This is a genomic window from Glycomyces terrestris (assembly GCF_003933745.1).
GTDB lineage: Bacteria > Actinomycetota > Actinomycetes > Mycobacteriales > Micromonosporaceae > Glycomyces > Glycomyces terrestris.
The window spans coordinates 27399-40068 of the sequence record NZ_RSEB01000009.1 but is presented as its reverse complement, the minus strand read 5'-3'; the positions used below and the strand labels follow the sequence as shown (position 1 = coordinate 40068).

The following is a 12670-nucleotide window of genomic DNA, read 5'->3' as shown; positions in this document are numbered from 1 at the left end:
CTCTAGGCGAGGTCGCCCAGGAGCGCCTTCCGGTCCTCGGAGAGCGCGAGGGTGTCGAGGACGGTGAGGAGCTGGCGCTCCTCGTAGCCGAAGTGGGTCTCCATGACCGCGCCGATGCCGTCGAGGTGGCGGTGGAGGGCGTCGGCGTCGGCGCCGGCGTCGATGGCGGCGGCGAAGTCGCCGAGGAGGTGCTCGAGCATGTTGTGGTCGCGCACGAGGTTGGCGATGACGGGCGCGAGCTGGGGATGGGCGGCGGTGATCTCGGGGAAGAGGCCCCGGTCCTCGCTGCGGTGGTGGCCGCTCAGGGCGGCGCAGAAGCCGCGGCAGTAGACGAGGAGGTCGCGCCCCGCCTCCTCGAACTCGCCGTCGACGGAGCGGCGGGCGAGGTCGAGGGCTTGTCGGAGGCGCTGGTGGACGGTGCGGAGCTGGGTGCTGAACGCGACCAGGCGGTCGGTCTCGGAACTGATGTCTGACTCCTTCGGGGACACGGCGTCCCGCCCGCGGGGGCGGGGGCGGGGGCGCCGACCGGCATCCTACCGGCCCCGGCGCGGGGGTCCTATGATCCCGATCATGACCGAACTCCTCGCGTTTCACCGCACGGCCATGGCGACCGCCGTGGACCTCGTCGACCGGGTCGAGCGCTTCGACCTCGCCACCCCGTGCGCGGGGTGGGACCTCGGGCGGCTGCTCGCCCACATGACCGCGCAGAACCTCGGGTTCGCCGCGGCCGCGCGCGGGGAGGCGTTCGACCCGGGCCGGTGGGCCGAGGTGCCGTCGACCCCGCGGGCGTTCGCGGACTCGGCCGCGGAGGTCGTGGCGGCGTTCGCCGCCGAGGGCGCCGCCGAGCGGGAGTGGCCGCTCCTGGCCGGGGCCGACCAGGAGGTGCGGGTGCCCGGCGGGACCGCGATCGGGTTCCACTTCATCGACTACGTCGTCCACTCGTGGGACGTCGGCGTGTCCATCGGGCGGCCGCCCGTCTTCGAGGACGCGCTGCTGCAAGCCGTGCTGCCCTTGGCGTTCGAGGTGCCGCTGACGGGCCCGGCCCGCACCGGGCCGTACGCGCCGTTCGCCCCCGCCGTCATGCAGGTCCCTGACTCCGGGCCCATGGAGCAGGTGCTGGCGGTGCTCGGCCGCGACCCGAACTGGAAGGCCCCCTCGCCCGAGGGCGACGGGGCCTAGCGGAGCGGAGCGGGCCGGACCCCGGCGGGGACCCGGCCCGGGCGGCTAGCCCTTCGCCGCCTCGGCGTCCTCCGCGTGCTCCACGTGCGGGTGGCGCCGTTCGAGCGCCGCGCCCTCCACGTCGACGTCGGGGAGGACGCGGTCGAGCCACTTCGGCAGCCACCACGCCTTGTCGCCCACGAGGTGCATGAGCGCCGGGATGATGAGCATCCGCACCAGGAACGCGTCCACGAGCACGCCGAACGCGAGCGCGAACCCGATGGGCCGGATCATCGTCGAGTGGGAGAACACGAACCCGCCGAAGACCGCCGTCATGATGATCGCGGCGGCGGTGACCACCGAGCGGCCGGCGCGCACGCCGAGGACGACCGACTGTCGGGCCGGCGCGCCGTGCGCGTACGCCTCGCGCATCCCCGAGCCGATGAACAGCATGTAGTCCATGGCGAGCCCGAACAGGATGCCGACCAGGAGCGTCGGCAGGAAGTTCAGGATCGGGCCGGGCGTGTCGACGCCGAAGACGTCGGCGAGCCAGCCCCACTGGTAGATCGCGACGACGCCGCCGAGGGCCGCGAAGTAGCTGAGGATGAAGCCCAGTGTCGCGAGGACCGGCACGAGGATCGAGCGGAACACCAGGATCAGGATGATCAGCGACAGGCCCACGACGACCGCGAGGTAGACCGGGAGCGCGTCGGCGAGGATCTCGGAGATGTCGATGTTGCCGCTGGCGGAGCCGGCGACGCCGATGTCCGCGACGCCGTCGACGGTGAGGCCGCGCAGGTCGTGCACGAGCTCCTGCGTGGACTCGCTGGTGGGCCCTTCGGCCGGGATCACCTGGAACGCCATGGTCGTGCCGTCCTCGGAGGCGCCGATGGGCGCGACGGCGACCACGTCGTCCTCGCCCGCGACGGCCTCCGCGACGGCGACCTGCGCGGCGAGCGAGGCGGCCTCGTCGGGGGCCTCGTCGAGGTCGGCGACCACGAGCAGGGACCCGTTCTGGCCCTCGCCGAAGCGCTCGGCGATCGTCGCGTACGCCTGGTACTGCGTGGTGTCGTGCTGCTCGGAGGAGCCGTCGGGAAGGTTGAGCCGCAGGTCCATCGCGGGGAGCGCGACGGCCACGAGCGCGCCGAGGCCCACGAGGACGCGCAGGACGGCGCGGCCGGTGTGCATCGGCCGCGGGTCGGGCCGGCGCTCGCGGGACTCGTGCGACTCGCGGGCGGCGCGCTCGCGCCGGCTGAGGATCCTGAGCCCGGTGAGGCGCAGCAGGGCCGGGATGAGCGTGATGGCGACGAGGACGGCGACCGCGATGCAGAACGCGCCGATCGAGCCCATGAGGCCGAGGAACGGGATGCCGGTGATGTTCAAGGCCACCAGGGCGATCAGCACGGTCGCGCCGGCGAAGACGACGGCGTTGCCGGAGGTGCCGGTGGCGAGCGCGATGGACTCGTCGACGTCGTAGCCGTCCTTGAGCTGGCGGCGGTGGCGGTTGACGATGAACAGCGAGTAGTCGATGCCGACCGCGAGGCCGAGCATGAGCCCGAGGATCGGGGTCACGGAGGTCATCTCGACCGCGCCGGACAGGGACATGCTGGCGAGGGCGCCGATGCCGACGGCGACCAGGGCGGTCACGAGCGGCAGGACGGCGCCGACGACGGTGCCGAGCATGAGGACGAGGACGACGCCGGCGACGACGAGGCCGATGACCTCGCTGACGCCCGCGATCTGCGGCACGGAGTCCTGCATCTCGGAGGAGTAGTCGACCTCCACGCCGTCCACGGGGGCGTCCTCGAAGACCTCGCGCACGTCGGCCTTGGTCTCGGGCGTGACCTCCATCTGGGTCTCCTCGAAGGAGACGGTGACGATGGCGGCGGAGCCGTCGGCGGAGACGACGCCGGCGTCGGCGGCGAGCTCCAGGAGGGTCGCGCCCTGCTCCAAGGCGAGGGCCTGGGCGTCGAGCTCGGCGGCGCCGGCGTCGAGTGCGGCCTGCTGCGCGTCGAGTTCGGCGAGGCCGGCGTCGATCTGCGCCTGCTGGGCGTCGAGCTCGGCGGAGTCGCCGAACTGCTCGCGGGCGGCGTCGAGCTCGGCCCGGGACGCCTCCAGGTCGGCGCGGGCGGCCTCGATCTGGGCGCGGCCCTCCTCGGCCTGGGCGATCCCGGCCTCGATCTCGCTGCGGCCCTGGTCGATCTGGGCCTGCTGCTCGTCGCGCTGCGCCTCGGTGGCGAAGGGGTCGACCACGGCGGCGACGCCGTCGACGTCGCCCGCGTCGGCGATGAGGGCCGAGATCGCGGCCTGCTGCTCGGCGGTGAACGGCTCGCCGTCCTCGGTGGCGAGGACGATGCTGCCGGTGCCGCCGGAGGCTTCGGGGAGCGCCTCGGCGAGGTGGTCGGTGACCTCCTCGGTCGGGGTGCCGGGGATCGAGAGCGTGGTGGCGAACGCGCCTCCGAAGAGGACGAACGCGGCCGCGGCGGCCGCGAGGACGAGCGCCCAGGCGGCGATGACGGTCGTGGCGCAGCGGGCGCACCAGCGCCCGACGCGGTAGAGGAACTCGGCCAAGGTGGTCTCCTGATCAGACGGTGTGCGGGTGTTCGGTGCTCAGGCGCCGCCGGGCTCGCGCAGGACGGCGGCGACGCGGCCGACGAAGCCGTCCCAGGCGCGCCGGGACGCGGGGGTGTCGGCGGCGGCGGTCTCCTCGATCCACAGGTGGACGAAGCCGAGGAGGCCGCCGCAGAAGGCGGCGACGAGGAGGCGCACCGCGAGGGCGTCGGCGTCGGGGTGGCGGCCGGCCATGGCCGCGGTCATGCGCTCGGTGAAGAGGTTGAAGGCGCGCTGCATGAGGAACGCCTCGCGGTCGCCGGACTCGGCGTCGCGGCCGCCGAGGATCTCGAAGAGCTCGACGACGACGGGGACGAGGCGGTCGCCGGAGGCGGTGGCGACGAGGTCGGCGAGGACGCCGCCGGGCACGCGCGCGGCGCTGGCGGCCTCGGCGGACATGCGGTCGACGACGTCCACGAGCATGTGGCCGGCGACCTCGGTGACGACGTCCTCGAGGGAGGCGAAGTGGTTGAAGACGGTGCGCCGGGAGACGTCGGCGGCCGCGGCGAGCTCGTCCACGGAGAACCCGGTGCCGCGGCGCTCGTGCATGAGGGCCGCGGCGGCGTCGAGGATCGCGCGGCGGCTCTTGGCCTTGAGGGCGGCGCGGCGGTCGACGGGTGCGGTGGCTTCGGCCATGCCGCCTACACTAGATGCAACGATGCACTGAGTGCATCCTTCTGTGGAGACCGCCACAGGGCTGGGGGACCGCCGCTCGGTGGGCGGGGCCGGCATCGGTGCGCGGAAGGCATCCATGGCGGCCACGGTGCGACGCGGAGGGCGTCGGTTGACGAAGGGCCTGACCGGGCCCGCGCTGCGGACGACGTGCCCGAGCGCCGCCGGGCCGGACGACGGCGAGGCCTTCCAGGCGGACGAGGGACCGGACTAGCACTACAAACCGTCCAGTCGGTATGCTGAGCGCACGGTCCGCCGCGCGCCTCGGCGACGGCGGCCGGACCTGCAACGACGAGGAGGTCGGCCGTGGAGATCACCGGAGCGGTGCTGGAGCGCTGCGGCGCGCCCGCGCCCTATGCCGAGTCCGCGCCGATCACCTTGGGCCCCTTGGAACTCGATGATCCCGGGCCGGGCGAGCTGCTGGTCCGGATCGAGGCCGCGGGCCTGTGCCACTCCGACCTGTCGGTGGTCGACGGCAGCCGGGCGCGCCCGGTGCCGATGCTCCTGGGCCACGAGGCCGCCGGGATCGTGGAGGCCGCCGGGCCCGGCGCCGCGACCGCGATCGGGCGCCGGGTCGTCATGACGTTCCTGCCCCGCTGCGGGCGCTGCGCGGGATGCGGCACGGGCGGGCGGCTGCCGTGCGCGGTCGGCGGCGCCGCGAACGCCGCCGGGACCCTCGTCGGCGGCGCGGTCCGCCTCAGCCGCAGCGGGGAGCCCGTCGCCCACCACCTCGGCGTCAGCGCCTTCGCCACGCACGCGGTGGTCGCCGAGGCGTCGGTGGTGCCCGTGGAGGACGACGTGCCGCCCGGCATCGCCGCGCTCCTCGGCTGCGCGGTGCTCACCGGCGGCGGCGCGGTCGTCAACGCGGGCCGGCCCCGCGAGGGCGAGCCGGTCGCGATCGTCGGCCTCGGCGGCGTCGGCATGGCCGCGCTCCTCGTCGCGACCGCCTTGGGCCACCCCGTGATCGGCGTCGACACCGTGCCCGCGAAGCTCGACCTCGCGCGCTCGCTCGGCGCCGAGGCCCGCACCCCCGGGGACGCCGCGGACCTGCGCGCCCCGGTCGTGGTCGAGGCCGCCGGATCGGCCCGGGCCTTCGAGACCGCGTTCGCGCTCACCGCGCCCGGCGGCACCACCGTCACCGTCGGCCTCCCGCACCCGGACGCGCGCGCGTCGATCGCGCCGCTGCGCCTGACCGCCGAGGCCCGCACCGTCGTCGGCTCCTACCTCGGCTCGGCCGTCCCGGGCCACGACGTCCCCCGCTACGCCGACCTGTGGCGCGCCGGGCGGCTCCCGCTCGACCGGCTCGTCTCCGACCGCATCGCCCTCGACGGCCTCCCGCAGGCCCTGGACCGCCTCGCCGCCGGCGAGGCCCTGCGCCAGCTCATCGTGTTCTGAACCGAAGGGACCCAACCAATGACCGCAAGGACCGCCATCGTCACCGGCGCCGCGCGCGGCATCGGGGCCGCCACGGCCCGCCGCCTCGCCGCCGACGGGCACGCCGTCGCCGTCCTCGACCTCGTCGAGGAGCAGGCCCGCGCGACCGCCGACGCGATCACCGCCGCGGGCGGCCGGGCCGTGGCCGTCGCCGCCGACGTCGCCGACGAGGACGCCGCCGCGGCCGCGGTCGAACGCGTCGCCGCCGAGCTCGGCCCGCCGCAGATCCTCGTCAACAACGCCGGCATCCTCCGCGACAACCTGCTGTTCAAGATGACCGCCGCCGACTGGGACGCCGTCCTCGGCGTCCACCTGCGCGGCGCGTTCCTCATGAGCCGCGCCGTCCAGGCGTCCATGGTGGAGTCCGGTTGGGGCCGGATCGTCAACCTCTCCAGCACCTCCGCGCTCGGCAACCGCGGCCAGGCGAACTACGCCGCCGCCAAGGCCGGCATGCAGGGCCTCACCAAGACCCTCGCGATCGAGCTGGGCCGCTTCGGGATCACCGCGAACGCCGTCGCGCCCGGGTTCATCGAGACCGAGATGACCCGGGCCACCGCCGAGCGCATCGGCGTCCCCTTCGAGGACTTCCTCGCCCACGCCGCCGCGGAGGCCCCGGTCGGGCGCGTCGGCCGGCCCGAGGACGTCGCCGCCGCCGTCGCGTTCTTCTGCTCCGAGGACGCCGGGTTCATCTCGGGCCAGGTCCTGTACGTGGCGGGAGGGCCGAAGGCGTGAGCGACCGCATCGAGGCCGCCTCCCCGCAGGCCCTGGCCGACCTCGTCGGCGCCGAGGCGACCGGCGACTGGCTCCTGATCGACCAGGCCCGCGTCGACGCGTTCGCCGACGCCACCGGCGACCACCAGTGGATCCACACCGACCCCGAGCGCGCCGCCGCCGGGCCCTTCGGCGCCCCGATCGCCCACGGCTACCTCACCCTGTCGCTCCTGCCCGGACTCCTCAAGGACCTCATCGCGATCGGCGGCCTCGCGATGTCCGTCAACTACGGCCTGGACCGGCTGCGGTTCCTCCAGCCCGTGCCCGTCGGCTCCCGCGTCCGCGCGGCCGTCCGCCTCGCCTCCGCCGACGCGACCCCGCGCGGCGTGCGCGCCGGCTACGCCGTGACCGTCGAGATCGAGGGCGCCGCGAAGCCCGCGCTCGTCGCGGAGACGATCACGCTCTACGTGCCCGCCTAGCCGAAGCGGCGCGGGCCTCGTGGGCCCGCGCCGCTTTCCGGTGCGGTGGAGCTTCAGACGAACGCCTGGCGGCCGGTGATCGCGCGCCCGACGATCAGGGTGTTCATGTCGTAGGTGCCCTCGTAGGAGTAGACGGCCTCGGCGTCGGCGAAGAACCGGGCCACGCCGTGGTCGAGCTGGATGCCGTTGCCGCCCAGCACCGCCCGGGCCCGCGCCACGACGTCCCTCATGCGGGCGGTGCAGAACGCCTTCGCCATCGCCGCGTGCTCGTCGCGGCGCGTCCCGGCGTCCTCCAGCTGCGAGACGCGCACGCACACCGCGAGGCCGGCCGTGACGTCGGCGAGGTTCTCGGCGAGCTTCTGCTGCACCAGCTGGAACGAGCCGATCGGCCGCCCGAACTGCTCGCGCTCCCGGGCGTACCGCACGGCCGCCTCGTGCGCGCCGAGCGCGATCCCCACGGCCTCCCAGGCGACCCCGATCCGGGTCGGGCCGAGGACGCCCGCGAGGTCCTTGAACGAGTCGACCCGCTGGAGCCGGTCCCGTTCGGGCACTTCGACGCCGGTGAGCGTGATGTCGGCGTTCTGGACGCCGCGCAGCGACTGCTTCCGCTCGATCTTCACCGCCGCGAACCCGGGCGCGCCCTGCGGCACGATGAAGCCCTTGACGCGCCCGTCGTCGACGTCCTTGGCCCAGATCAGGGTGATGTCGGCGAACGTGGCGTTCCCGATCCAGCGCTTCGCGCCGTCGAGGACCCACGTGCCCCCGCGGCGGGTCGCGGTGGTGCGCAGGCCGCGCGCGGTGTCGGAGCCGGCGAGCGGCTCGGTGAGCCCGAACGCGCCGATCACCTCGCCGCGGCCCATCGGCGGCAGCCAGCGCTCGCGCTGCTCAGCCGAGCCGCCGACCGCGATGGCGCCCATGGCGAGTCCGGAGGTGACGCCGACGAACGTGGCGAAGGAGGCGTCGACGCGGGCGATCTCGAGCGCGGCCCAGCCGCGGAACAGGGCGCGGTTGGGGAAGCGGCGCGACTCGGGCCAGGCGGCGCCGAGGACGCCGGTGGCGGCGATCCCGGGGACGAGCCGGTGCGGGAACTCGGCGCGCTCCCAGCAGTCGTCGGCGATGGGGCGGACCTCGCGCTCCATGAAGTCGCGCAGGCGCAGGGCCGCGTCGCGCTCGACCGGGGTGAGGAGGTCTTGGAAGGAGTAGAAGTCGGCGTCGAGTCCGGTGGACGCGGTGGCGGGCATCGTGCCTCCTGTAGGGTCGGACCGGGCCGTTGAAACCGACCGGTCGTTATGTTGCAGAGTCCGCGGTCCCGTGGACCGCCCGAAGGAGCCGCCGTGACCTACCGCCACCCGTTCCCGCTGCGCTGGAACGACGACGACCAGTACGGCCATATGAACAACGCCGTGTACTACGAGGCGATGGACACGGCCGTGAACGCGTGGATGATGCGCCGCGCGGGCCGCGACCCGCGCGGGGACGTGCTGGCGTTCGCGCGGGCCTCCTCCTGCGAGTTCCTGGAGTCGGCGGCGTTCCCGCAGGTCCTGGAGGTCGACGTCGCGGTGGCCCGCCTCGGGACCACCTCGATCACGTGGGACCTCGCGATCCTGCGCGAGGGCGCCCCGGACCGGGGCGCCCCGCTCGCGCTGGGGCGGTTCACGCACGTGTTCGTCGACCGCGCCTCGCGCCGCCCGGTGCCGGTGCCCGCGGCGGTCCGCGCCGCGGTCGAGGCCGAGCTGCCGGTCGGCGGCTAGACCGCGAACCGCCGCACGAGTTCGCGTTTGATGACCTTCCCGCTCGGTCCGAGCGGGAGCTCCTCGACCACGTGCACCACCCGCGGGTACTTGAAGGCCGCGACCTTCTCCTTCATGTAGGCCACGACCTCCGCGGCGTCGACCGCGGCGCCCTCGACGGGGACGACGGCGGCGTGGACCTCCTGCCCGTGCGTCTCGTGCGGGACGCCGAAGACGGCCCCGATCGAGACGTGCGGGTGGCGGGCGAGCACGGCCTCGACCTCGGTCGGGTACACGTTGTAGCCGTTGCGGATGATCATGTCCTTCTTGCGGTCCACGATGCGCACGACGCCGTCGGCGTCGACGGTGCCGAGGTCGCCGGTGCGGAACCAGCCGTCCTGGACGGCGGCGGCGGTCGCGTCGGGCCGGTTGAGGTAGCCCTTCATGAGGTTGTGGCCGCGGACCACGATCTCCCCCATGGCGTCCGGGCCGAGGAGGGCGATCCGGTCCTCGGTCTCGGCGTCGGCGACGGCGACGTCCACGCCCCACAGGCTGGTGCCGACCGTCCCGGGCCGGATCGGGGCGCCGACGTTGTTGAAGGTCGCGGTCGGGGAGGTCTCGGTGAGGCCGTAGCCCTCGTGGACGGGGGCGCCGAAGACGCGCTCGAACTCCTCCAGGAGCGCGGTCGGCAGGGCGGCGCCGCCGGAGACCGCGTACCGCAGCGGCGGCCGGCGGGGCGAGCGGTGCGCGGCGGCGACGAGCTGCGCGAAGTTCGTCGGCACGGCGGTGAACACGGTCGCGCGGTGGCGCACCAGGAGTTCGAGGGCTTCGTCGGGGTCGAACTTGGGGAGCAGGATGATCGCGGCGCCGCGCCGGAAGCCGATGTTCATGACGGCCATCTGCCCGAAGGAGTGGAAGAACGGGAGCCCGCCGTAGAGGACGTCGTCGGGGCGGACGTCGAAGGAGTCGATGAGCGCGCAGTGGACCTGCTCGATCATCGCCAGGTGGGAGCCGACCGCGCCCTTCGGGGTGCCGGTGGTGCCGGAGGTGTACAGGACGGTGGCGGCGTCGAGCGGGTTCACGGACCGGTACCGCTCGATCGGTTCGGCTCGGGCCGCTTCGGCTTCGAGCCGCGGCACGGCCTGGCCGCCGATCTCCAGGCCCTCGGGGGCGAGCACGGTGGTGAGCGGCACGCCGGCGCGGGCGGCGGCCGGGGCGGCCTCGGCGAGGAGCGGGGCGGCGGCCACGAGCAGGTCGGCCTCGGCGTCCTGGAGGACGAACGCGATCTCGTCGGCCTTGAACAGCAGGTGGATCGGGACGGTGACCGCGCCGAGGGCGAGGGCCGCGTAGTAGACGCGCGGGAAGTCGGGGACGTTCGGGACGATCATCGCGACGCGCGATCCGGGTCCGATGCCGCGGGCGGCGAGCGCCCCGGCGTAGGCGCGGGTCTGGTCCCACAGGTCGCGGTAGGTGACGGTGGCGCCCGCGAAGTGGAGGGCGGGGGCGTCGGGTCGGCGGCGGGCGGTCTCGGCGAGGATCGCCGCGATCGAGAGGGTCCCCTGGCCGGGGCCGTCGACGGCGGGGTCGGGTCGGTGCGTCATTGCACAACTCCTTCCATTGTGGATGAGGGTAGCGCCAGTTCGGCCCTGCCCAGGGCGGCGACATGGACTTCGTCGGGGCCGTCGGCGAGGCGCAGGGCGCGGGCGGCGGCGAACATCTCGGCGAGCGGGTGGTCGTCGGTGAGTCCCGCGGCGCCGAAGAGCTGGATCGCGCGGTCGAGGATTCGCTGGACGGCGCGGGGGACGGCGACCTTGATGGCCTGGATCTCCTTCATGGCGGCGCGGTTCCCGGCGGTGTCCATGAGCCAGGCGGTCTTGAGGACGAGGAGGCGCAGGGCCTCGATCTCGACGCGGGCGTCGGCGGCCCAGGAGCGGACGACGCCCTGCCGGGCGAGCGGGCCGCCGAAGGCGGTGCGCGCGTTCGCCCTGGCGCGCACCAGGTCGAGGGCGCGCTCGGCCATGCCGAGGGCGCGCATGCAGTGGTGGACGCGGCCGGGCCCGAGGCGGGCCTGGGCGATCGCGAAGCCCTCGCCGACGCCGCCGAGGAGGTTCGCGGCGGGGACGCGGACGTCGTCGAAGCGGATCTCGGCGTGGCCGCCGTGGTCGCGGTCGTCGTAGCCGAGCACGGTGAGGGGCCGCACGATCGTGACGCCGGGGGTGTCGCGCGGGACGAGGACCATGGACTGCTGCCGGTGGCGGGGCCCGCTGGGGTCCGTCTTCCCCATGACGACGAGGAGGGCGCAGTCGGGGTTCATCGCGCCGGTGGCGAACCACTTGCGGCCGTTGACGACCCATTCGCTCCCGTCCCGGTGGACCCGGGTGGCGATCTGGGAGGCGTCGGAGGAGGCGGTGGCGGGCTCGGTCATGCAGAACGCGGAGCGGATGCGGGCCTCCAGGAGCGGTTCGAGCCAGGTCTCCTGCTGCTCGGGCGTGCCGAAGTGGGTGAGGAGCTCCATGTTGCCGGTGTCGGGGGCGGCGCAGTTCATGGCCGCGGGCGCGAGGCGGGGGCTGTGCCCGGTGAGTTCGGCGACGGGCGCGTAGCGGAGGTTGGAGAGCCCGCCGCCGAGGCCGTGCGGGCCGGGCGGCAGGAACAGGTTCCACAGGCCGCGGTCGCGAGCGGTCTCCTGGAGGTCGCGCACGACGGGCCGCACGGTCCAGTCGCCGGGCGTGTCGGCGATCTGCTTGGCGAGCACGGGTTCGGCGGGGAGCACGTGCTCGTCCAGGAAGGCGCGGGCCTCGTCGGCGAAGGCGCGGGTCATCTCGTCGGGTCGGAAATCCACAGGCCCTCCTCGGCCAGGGGCGCGACGAGCGCGCCGATCGCTTCGAATCCCTCGCCGACGGTCTGCCCCCTGGTGTACCGGTAGTGGACGCCTTCGAGGATGACGGCGAGCTTGTAGCAGGCGAAGGCCCGGTACCAGCGCAGGTCCGGGACCGGGGTGCGGGCGCGGGCGGCGTACGCGTCGGCGACCTCGTCGAAGCGGGGGTAGCCGGCGCCGGGGACGATCGGCCCGGCGGCGTGCTCGCCGCCGGGCAGCTCCCTGATGTGCCAGTACATGGCGAGCATGCCGAGATCCACGAGCGGGTCGCCGAGGGTGGCCATCTCCCAGTCGAGGACGGCGGCGATGCGGGGCGACGCGGGCGGGCCGGCGACGAGCATGTTGTCGAGGCGGTAGTCGCCGTGGACGATGCCCGCCCGGCCGGAGGCGGGGACGGCGGCGGCGAGCCGGTCGCCGAGCGCGTCGAGGGCGGGGGTCCCGCGCGACCGCGAGGCGTCCAGCTGCCTTCGCCACGTGCGCATCTGGCGGTCCAGGTACCCCTCGGGCCGGCCGAAGCCGCCGAGCCCGAGCGCCTCGGGCTCGGCGGCGTGGAGGTCGGCGAGGGTCTCGGCGGCCTCGATGCCGAGGCGGTGGAGCCCGGCCGGGGTCCATTCGGCGTTGCGGTCGGGGTGGTCGAGGACGTGCCCGTCGACGTGCTCCATGACGAAGAAGACGGTCCCGGTGACCTCGCCGCGCCCCGTGTCGTCCACGACGTCCACTGTGGCCGGAACGGGGACGGTGCCGCGGAGCGCGGTGATCACCCGGTGCTCGCGGCGCATGTCGTGCGCGGTCGGCAGGGCGTGGCCCAGCGGCGGGCGGCGGAGCACGAGCGGCGTCTTCGCGCCGTCGACCCGGTAGGTCAGGTTCGAGCGGCCGCCGCCGATGAGCGCGGCCCGCAGCGGACCGTCCCCGGCCAGCCCGGGGTGCTCGCGGGCGAGCCAGCGGGCGAGCCCGGCGGTGTCCAGTCCCGGCACGTCCTCGACGTCGGTCATCGGTCTCCT

The 12670-nt window shown here is 74.7% G+C and carries 12 protein-coding genes; 5 read left to right on the top strand and 7 right to left on the bottom strand.

Translation table 11 applies throughout. The annotated features are described in order from the left end of the window. Positions 1-2 precede the first annotated feature (2 nt). Positions 3-488, bottom strand: a complete 486-nt coding sequence (locus EIW28_RS23280; protein WP_197717439.1) for a hemerythrin domain-containing protein — start codon at positions 486-488, stop codon at positions 3-5. A gap of 82 nt (positions 489-570) precedes the next feature. On the opposite strand from EIW28_RS23280, the gene EIW28_RS23275 reads away from it, so the two are divergent. Then, positions 571-1179 carry a TIGR03086 family metal-binding protein gene (locus tag EIW28_RS23275; protein ID WP_158630517.1) on the top strand — a complete coding sequence of 203 codons (609 nt, stop codon included), beginning with the start codon at positions 571-573 and terminating at the stop codon, positions 1177-1179. 45 nt (positions 1180-1224) lie between these two features. On the opposite strand, the gene EIW28_RS23270 is transcribed toward EIW28_RS23275, so the two are convergent. Continuing rightward, complete coding sequence (locus tag EIW28_RS23270) at positions 1225-3729, bottom strand: MMPL family transporter (RefSeq protein WP_125250110.1); 2505 nt, start codon at positions 3727-3729, stop codon at positions 1225-1227. Between the two features lie 39 nt (positions 3730-3768). After that, positions 3769-4404, bottom strand: a complete 636-nt coding sequence (locus EIW28_RS23265) for a TetR/AcrR family transcriptional regulator (protein ID WP_125250109.1) — start codon at positions 4402-4404, stop codon at positions 3769-3771. A gap of 342 nt (positions 4405-4746) precedes the next feature. Between EIW28_RS23265 and EIW28_RS23260 the strand changes: the two genes are divergently transcribed. From EIW28_RS23260 to EIW28_RS23250, 3 genes are read left to right on the top strand one after another with little or no spacing between them, the layout of a single operon-like run. After that, positions 4747-5835 carry an alcohol dehydrogenase catalytic domain-containing protein gene (locus tag EIW28_RS23260; protein ID WP_125250108.1) on the top strand — a complete coding sequence of 363 codons (1089 nt, stop codon included), beginning with the start codon at positions 4747-4749 and terminating at the stop codon, positions 5833-5835. Between the two features lie 18 nt (positions 5836-5853). Then, positions 5854-6606 carry a 3-oxoacyl-ACP reductase FabG gene (gene fabG / locus EIW28_RS23255; RefSeq protein ID WP_125250107.1) on the top strand — a complete coding sequence of 251 codons (753 nt, stop codon included), beginning with the start codon at positions 5854-5856 and terminating at the stop codon, positions 6604-6606. Next, on the top strand, positions 6603-7064 hold the full coding sequence (locus EIW28_RS23250; RefSeq protein WP_232014179.1) for a MaoC family dehydratase: 462 nt from the start codon (positions 6603-6605) through the stop codon (positions 7062-7064). Before fabG ends, EIW28_RS23250 begins: the two co-directional genes overlap by 4 nt. A gap of 53 nt (positions 7065-7117) precedes the next feature. Here the strand turns inward: EIW28_RS23250 and EIW28_RS23245 are convergent, their stop codons facing one another. Next, positions 7118-8305 carry an acyl-CoA dehydrogenase family protein gene (locus tag EIW28_RS23245; protein WP_125250106.1) on the bottom strand — a complete coding sequence of 396 codons (1188 nt, stop codon included), beginning with the start codon at positions 8303-8305 and terminating at the stop codon, positions 7118-7120. A 93-nt stretch (positions 8306-8398) separates the two neighbouring features. Between EIW28_RS23245 and EIW28_RS23240 the strand changes: the two genes are divergently transcribed. Continuing rightward, complete coding sequence (locus EIW28_RS23240) at positions 8399-8815, top strand: acyl-CoA thioesterase (protein WP_232014178.1); 417 nt, start codon at positions 8399-8401, stop codon at positions 8813-8815. Here EIW28_RS23240 and EIW28_RS23235 read toward each other — a convergent pair. From EIW28_RS23235 to EIW28_RS23225, 3 genes are read right to left on the bottom strand one after another with little or no spacing between them, the layout of a single operon-like run. Next, positions 8812-10395 (bottom strand): AMP-binding protein, encoded by a 1584-nt coding sequence (locus EIW28_RS23235; protein WP_125250104.1) that lies wholly within the window; start codon positions 10393-10395, stop codon positions 8812-8814. The genes EIW28_RS23240 and EIW28_RS23235 overlap by 4 nt on opposite strands. After that, the gene (locus tag EIW28_RS23230; RefSeq protein WP_232014177.1) at positions 10392-11633 is read right to left on the bottom strand and encodes an acyl-CoA dehydrogenase family protein; all 1242 of its coding nucleotides are present in this window, start codon (positions 11631-11633) and stop codon (positions 10392-10394) included. Before EIW28_RS23230 ends, EIW28_RS23235 begins: the two co-directional genes overlap by 4 nt. Further along, on the bottom strand, positions 11609-12661 hold the full coding sequence (locus EIW28_RS23225; RefSeq protein ID WP_125250103.1) for a phosphotransferase family protein: 1053 nt from the start codon (positions 12659-12661) through the stop codon (positions 11609-11611). The genes EIW28_RS23230 and EIW28_RS23225 overlap by 25 nt, the downstream gene beginning before the upstream one ends. Positions 12662-12670: the final 9 nt, after the last annotated feature.

Bases quoted from the DNA above. Each gene is read 5' to 3' on its own strand.
- EIW28_RS23275 (WP_158630517.1), top strand. From the start codon at position 571: ATGACCGAACTCCTCGCGTTTCACCGCACGGCCATGGCGACCGCCGTG.
- EIW28_RS23265 (WP_125250109.1), bottom strand. From the start codon at position 4,404: ATGGCCGAAGCCACCGCACCCGTCGACCGCCGCGCCGCCCTCAAGGCC.
- fabG (WP_125250107.1), top strand. From the start codon at position 5,854: ATGACCGCAAGGACCGCCATCGTCACCGGCGCCGCGCGCGGCATCGGG.
- EIW28_RS23245 (WP_125250106.1), bottom strand. From the start codon at position 8,305: ATGCCCGCCACCGCGTCCACCGGACTCGACGCCGACTTCTACTCCTTC.
- EIW28_RS23235 (WP_125250104.1), bottom strand. From the start codon at position 10,395: ATGACGCACCGACCCGACCCCGCCGTCGACGGCCCCGGCCAGGGGACC.
- EIW28_RS23225 (WP_125250103.1), bottom strand. From the start codon at position 12,661: ATGACCGACGTCGAGGACGTGCCGGGACTGGACACCGCCGGGCTCGCC.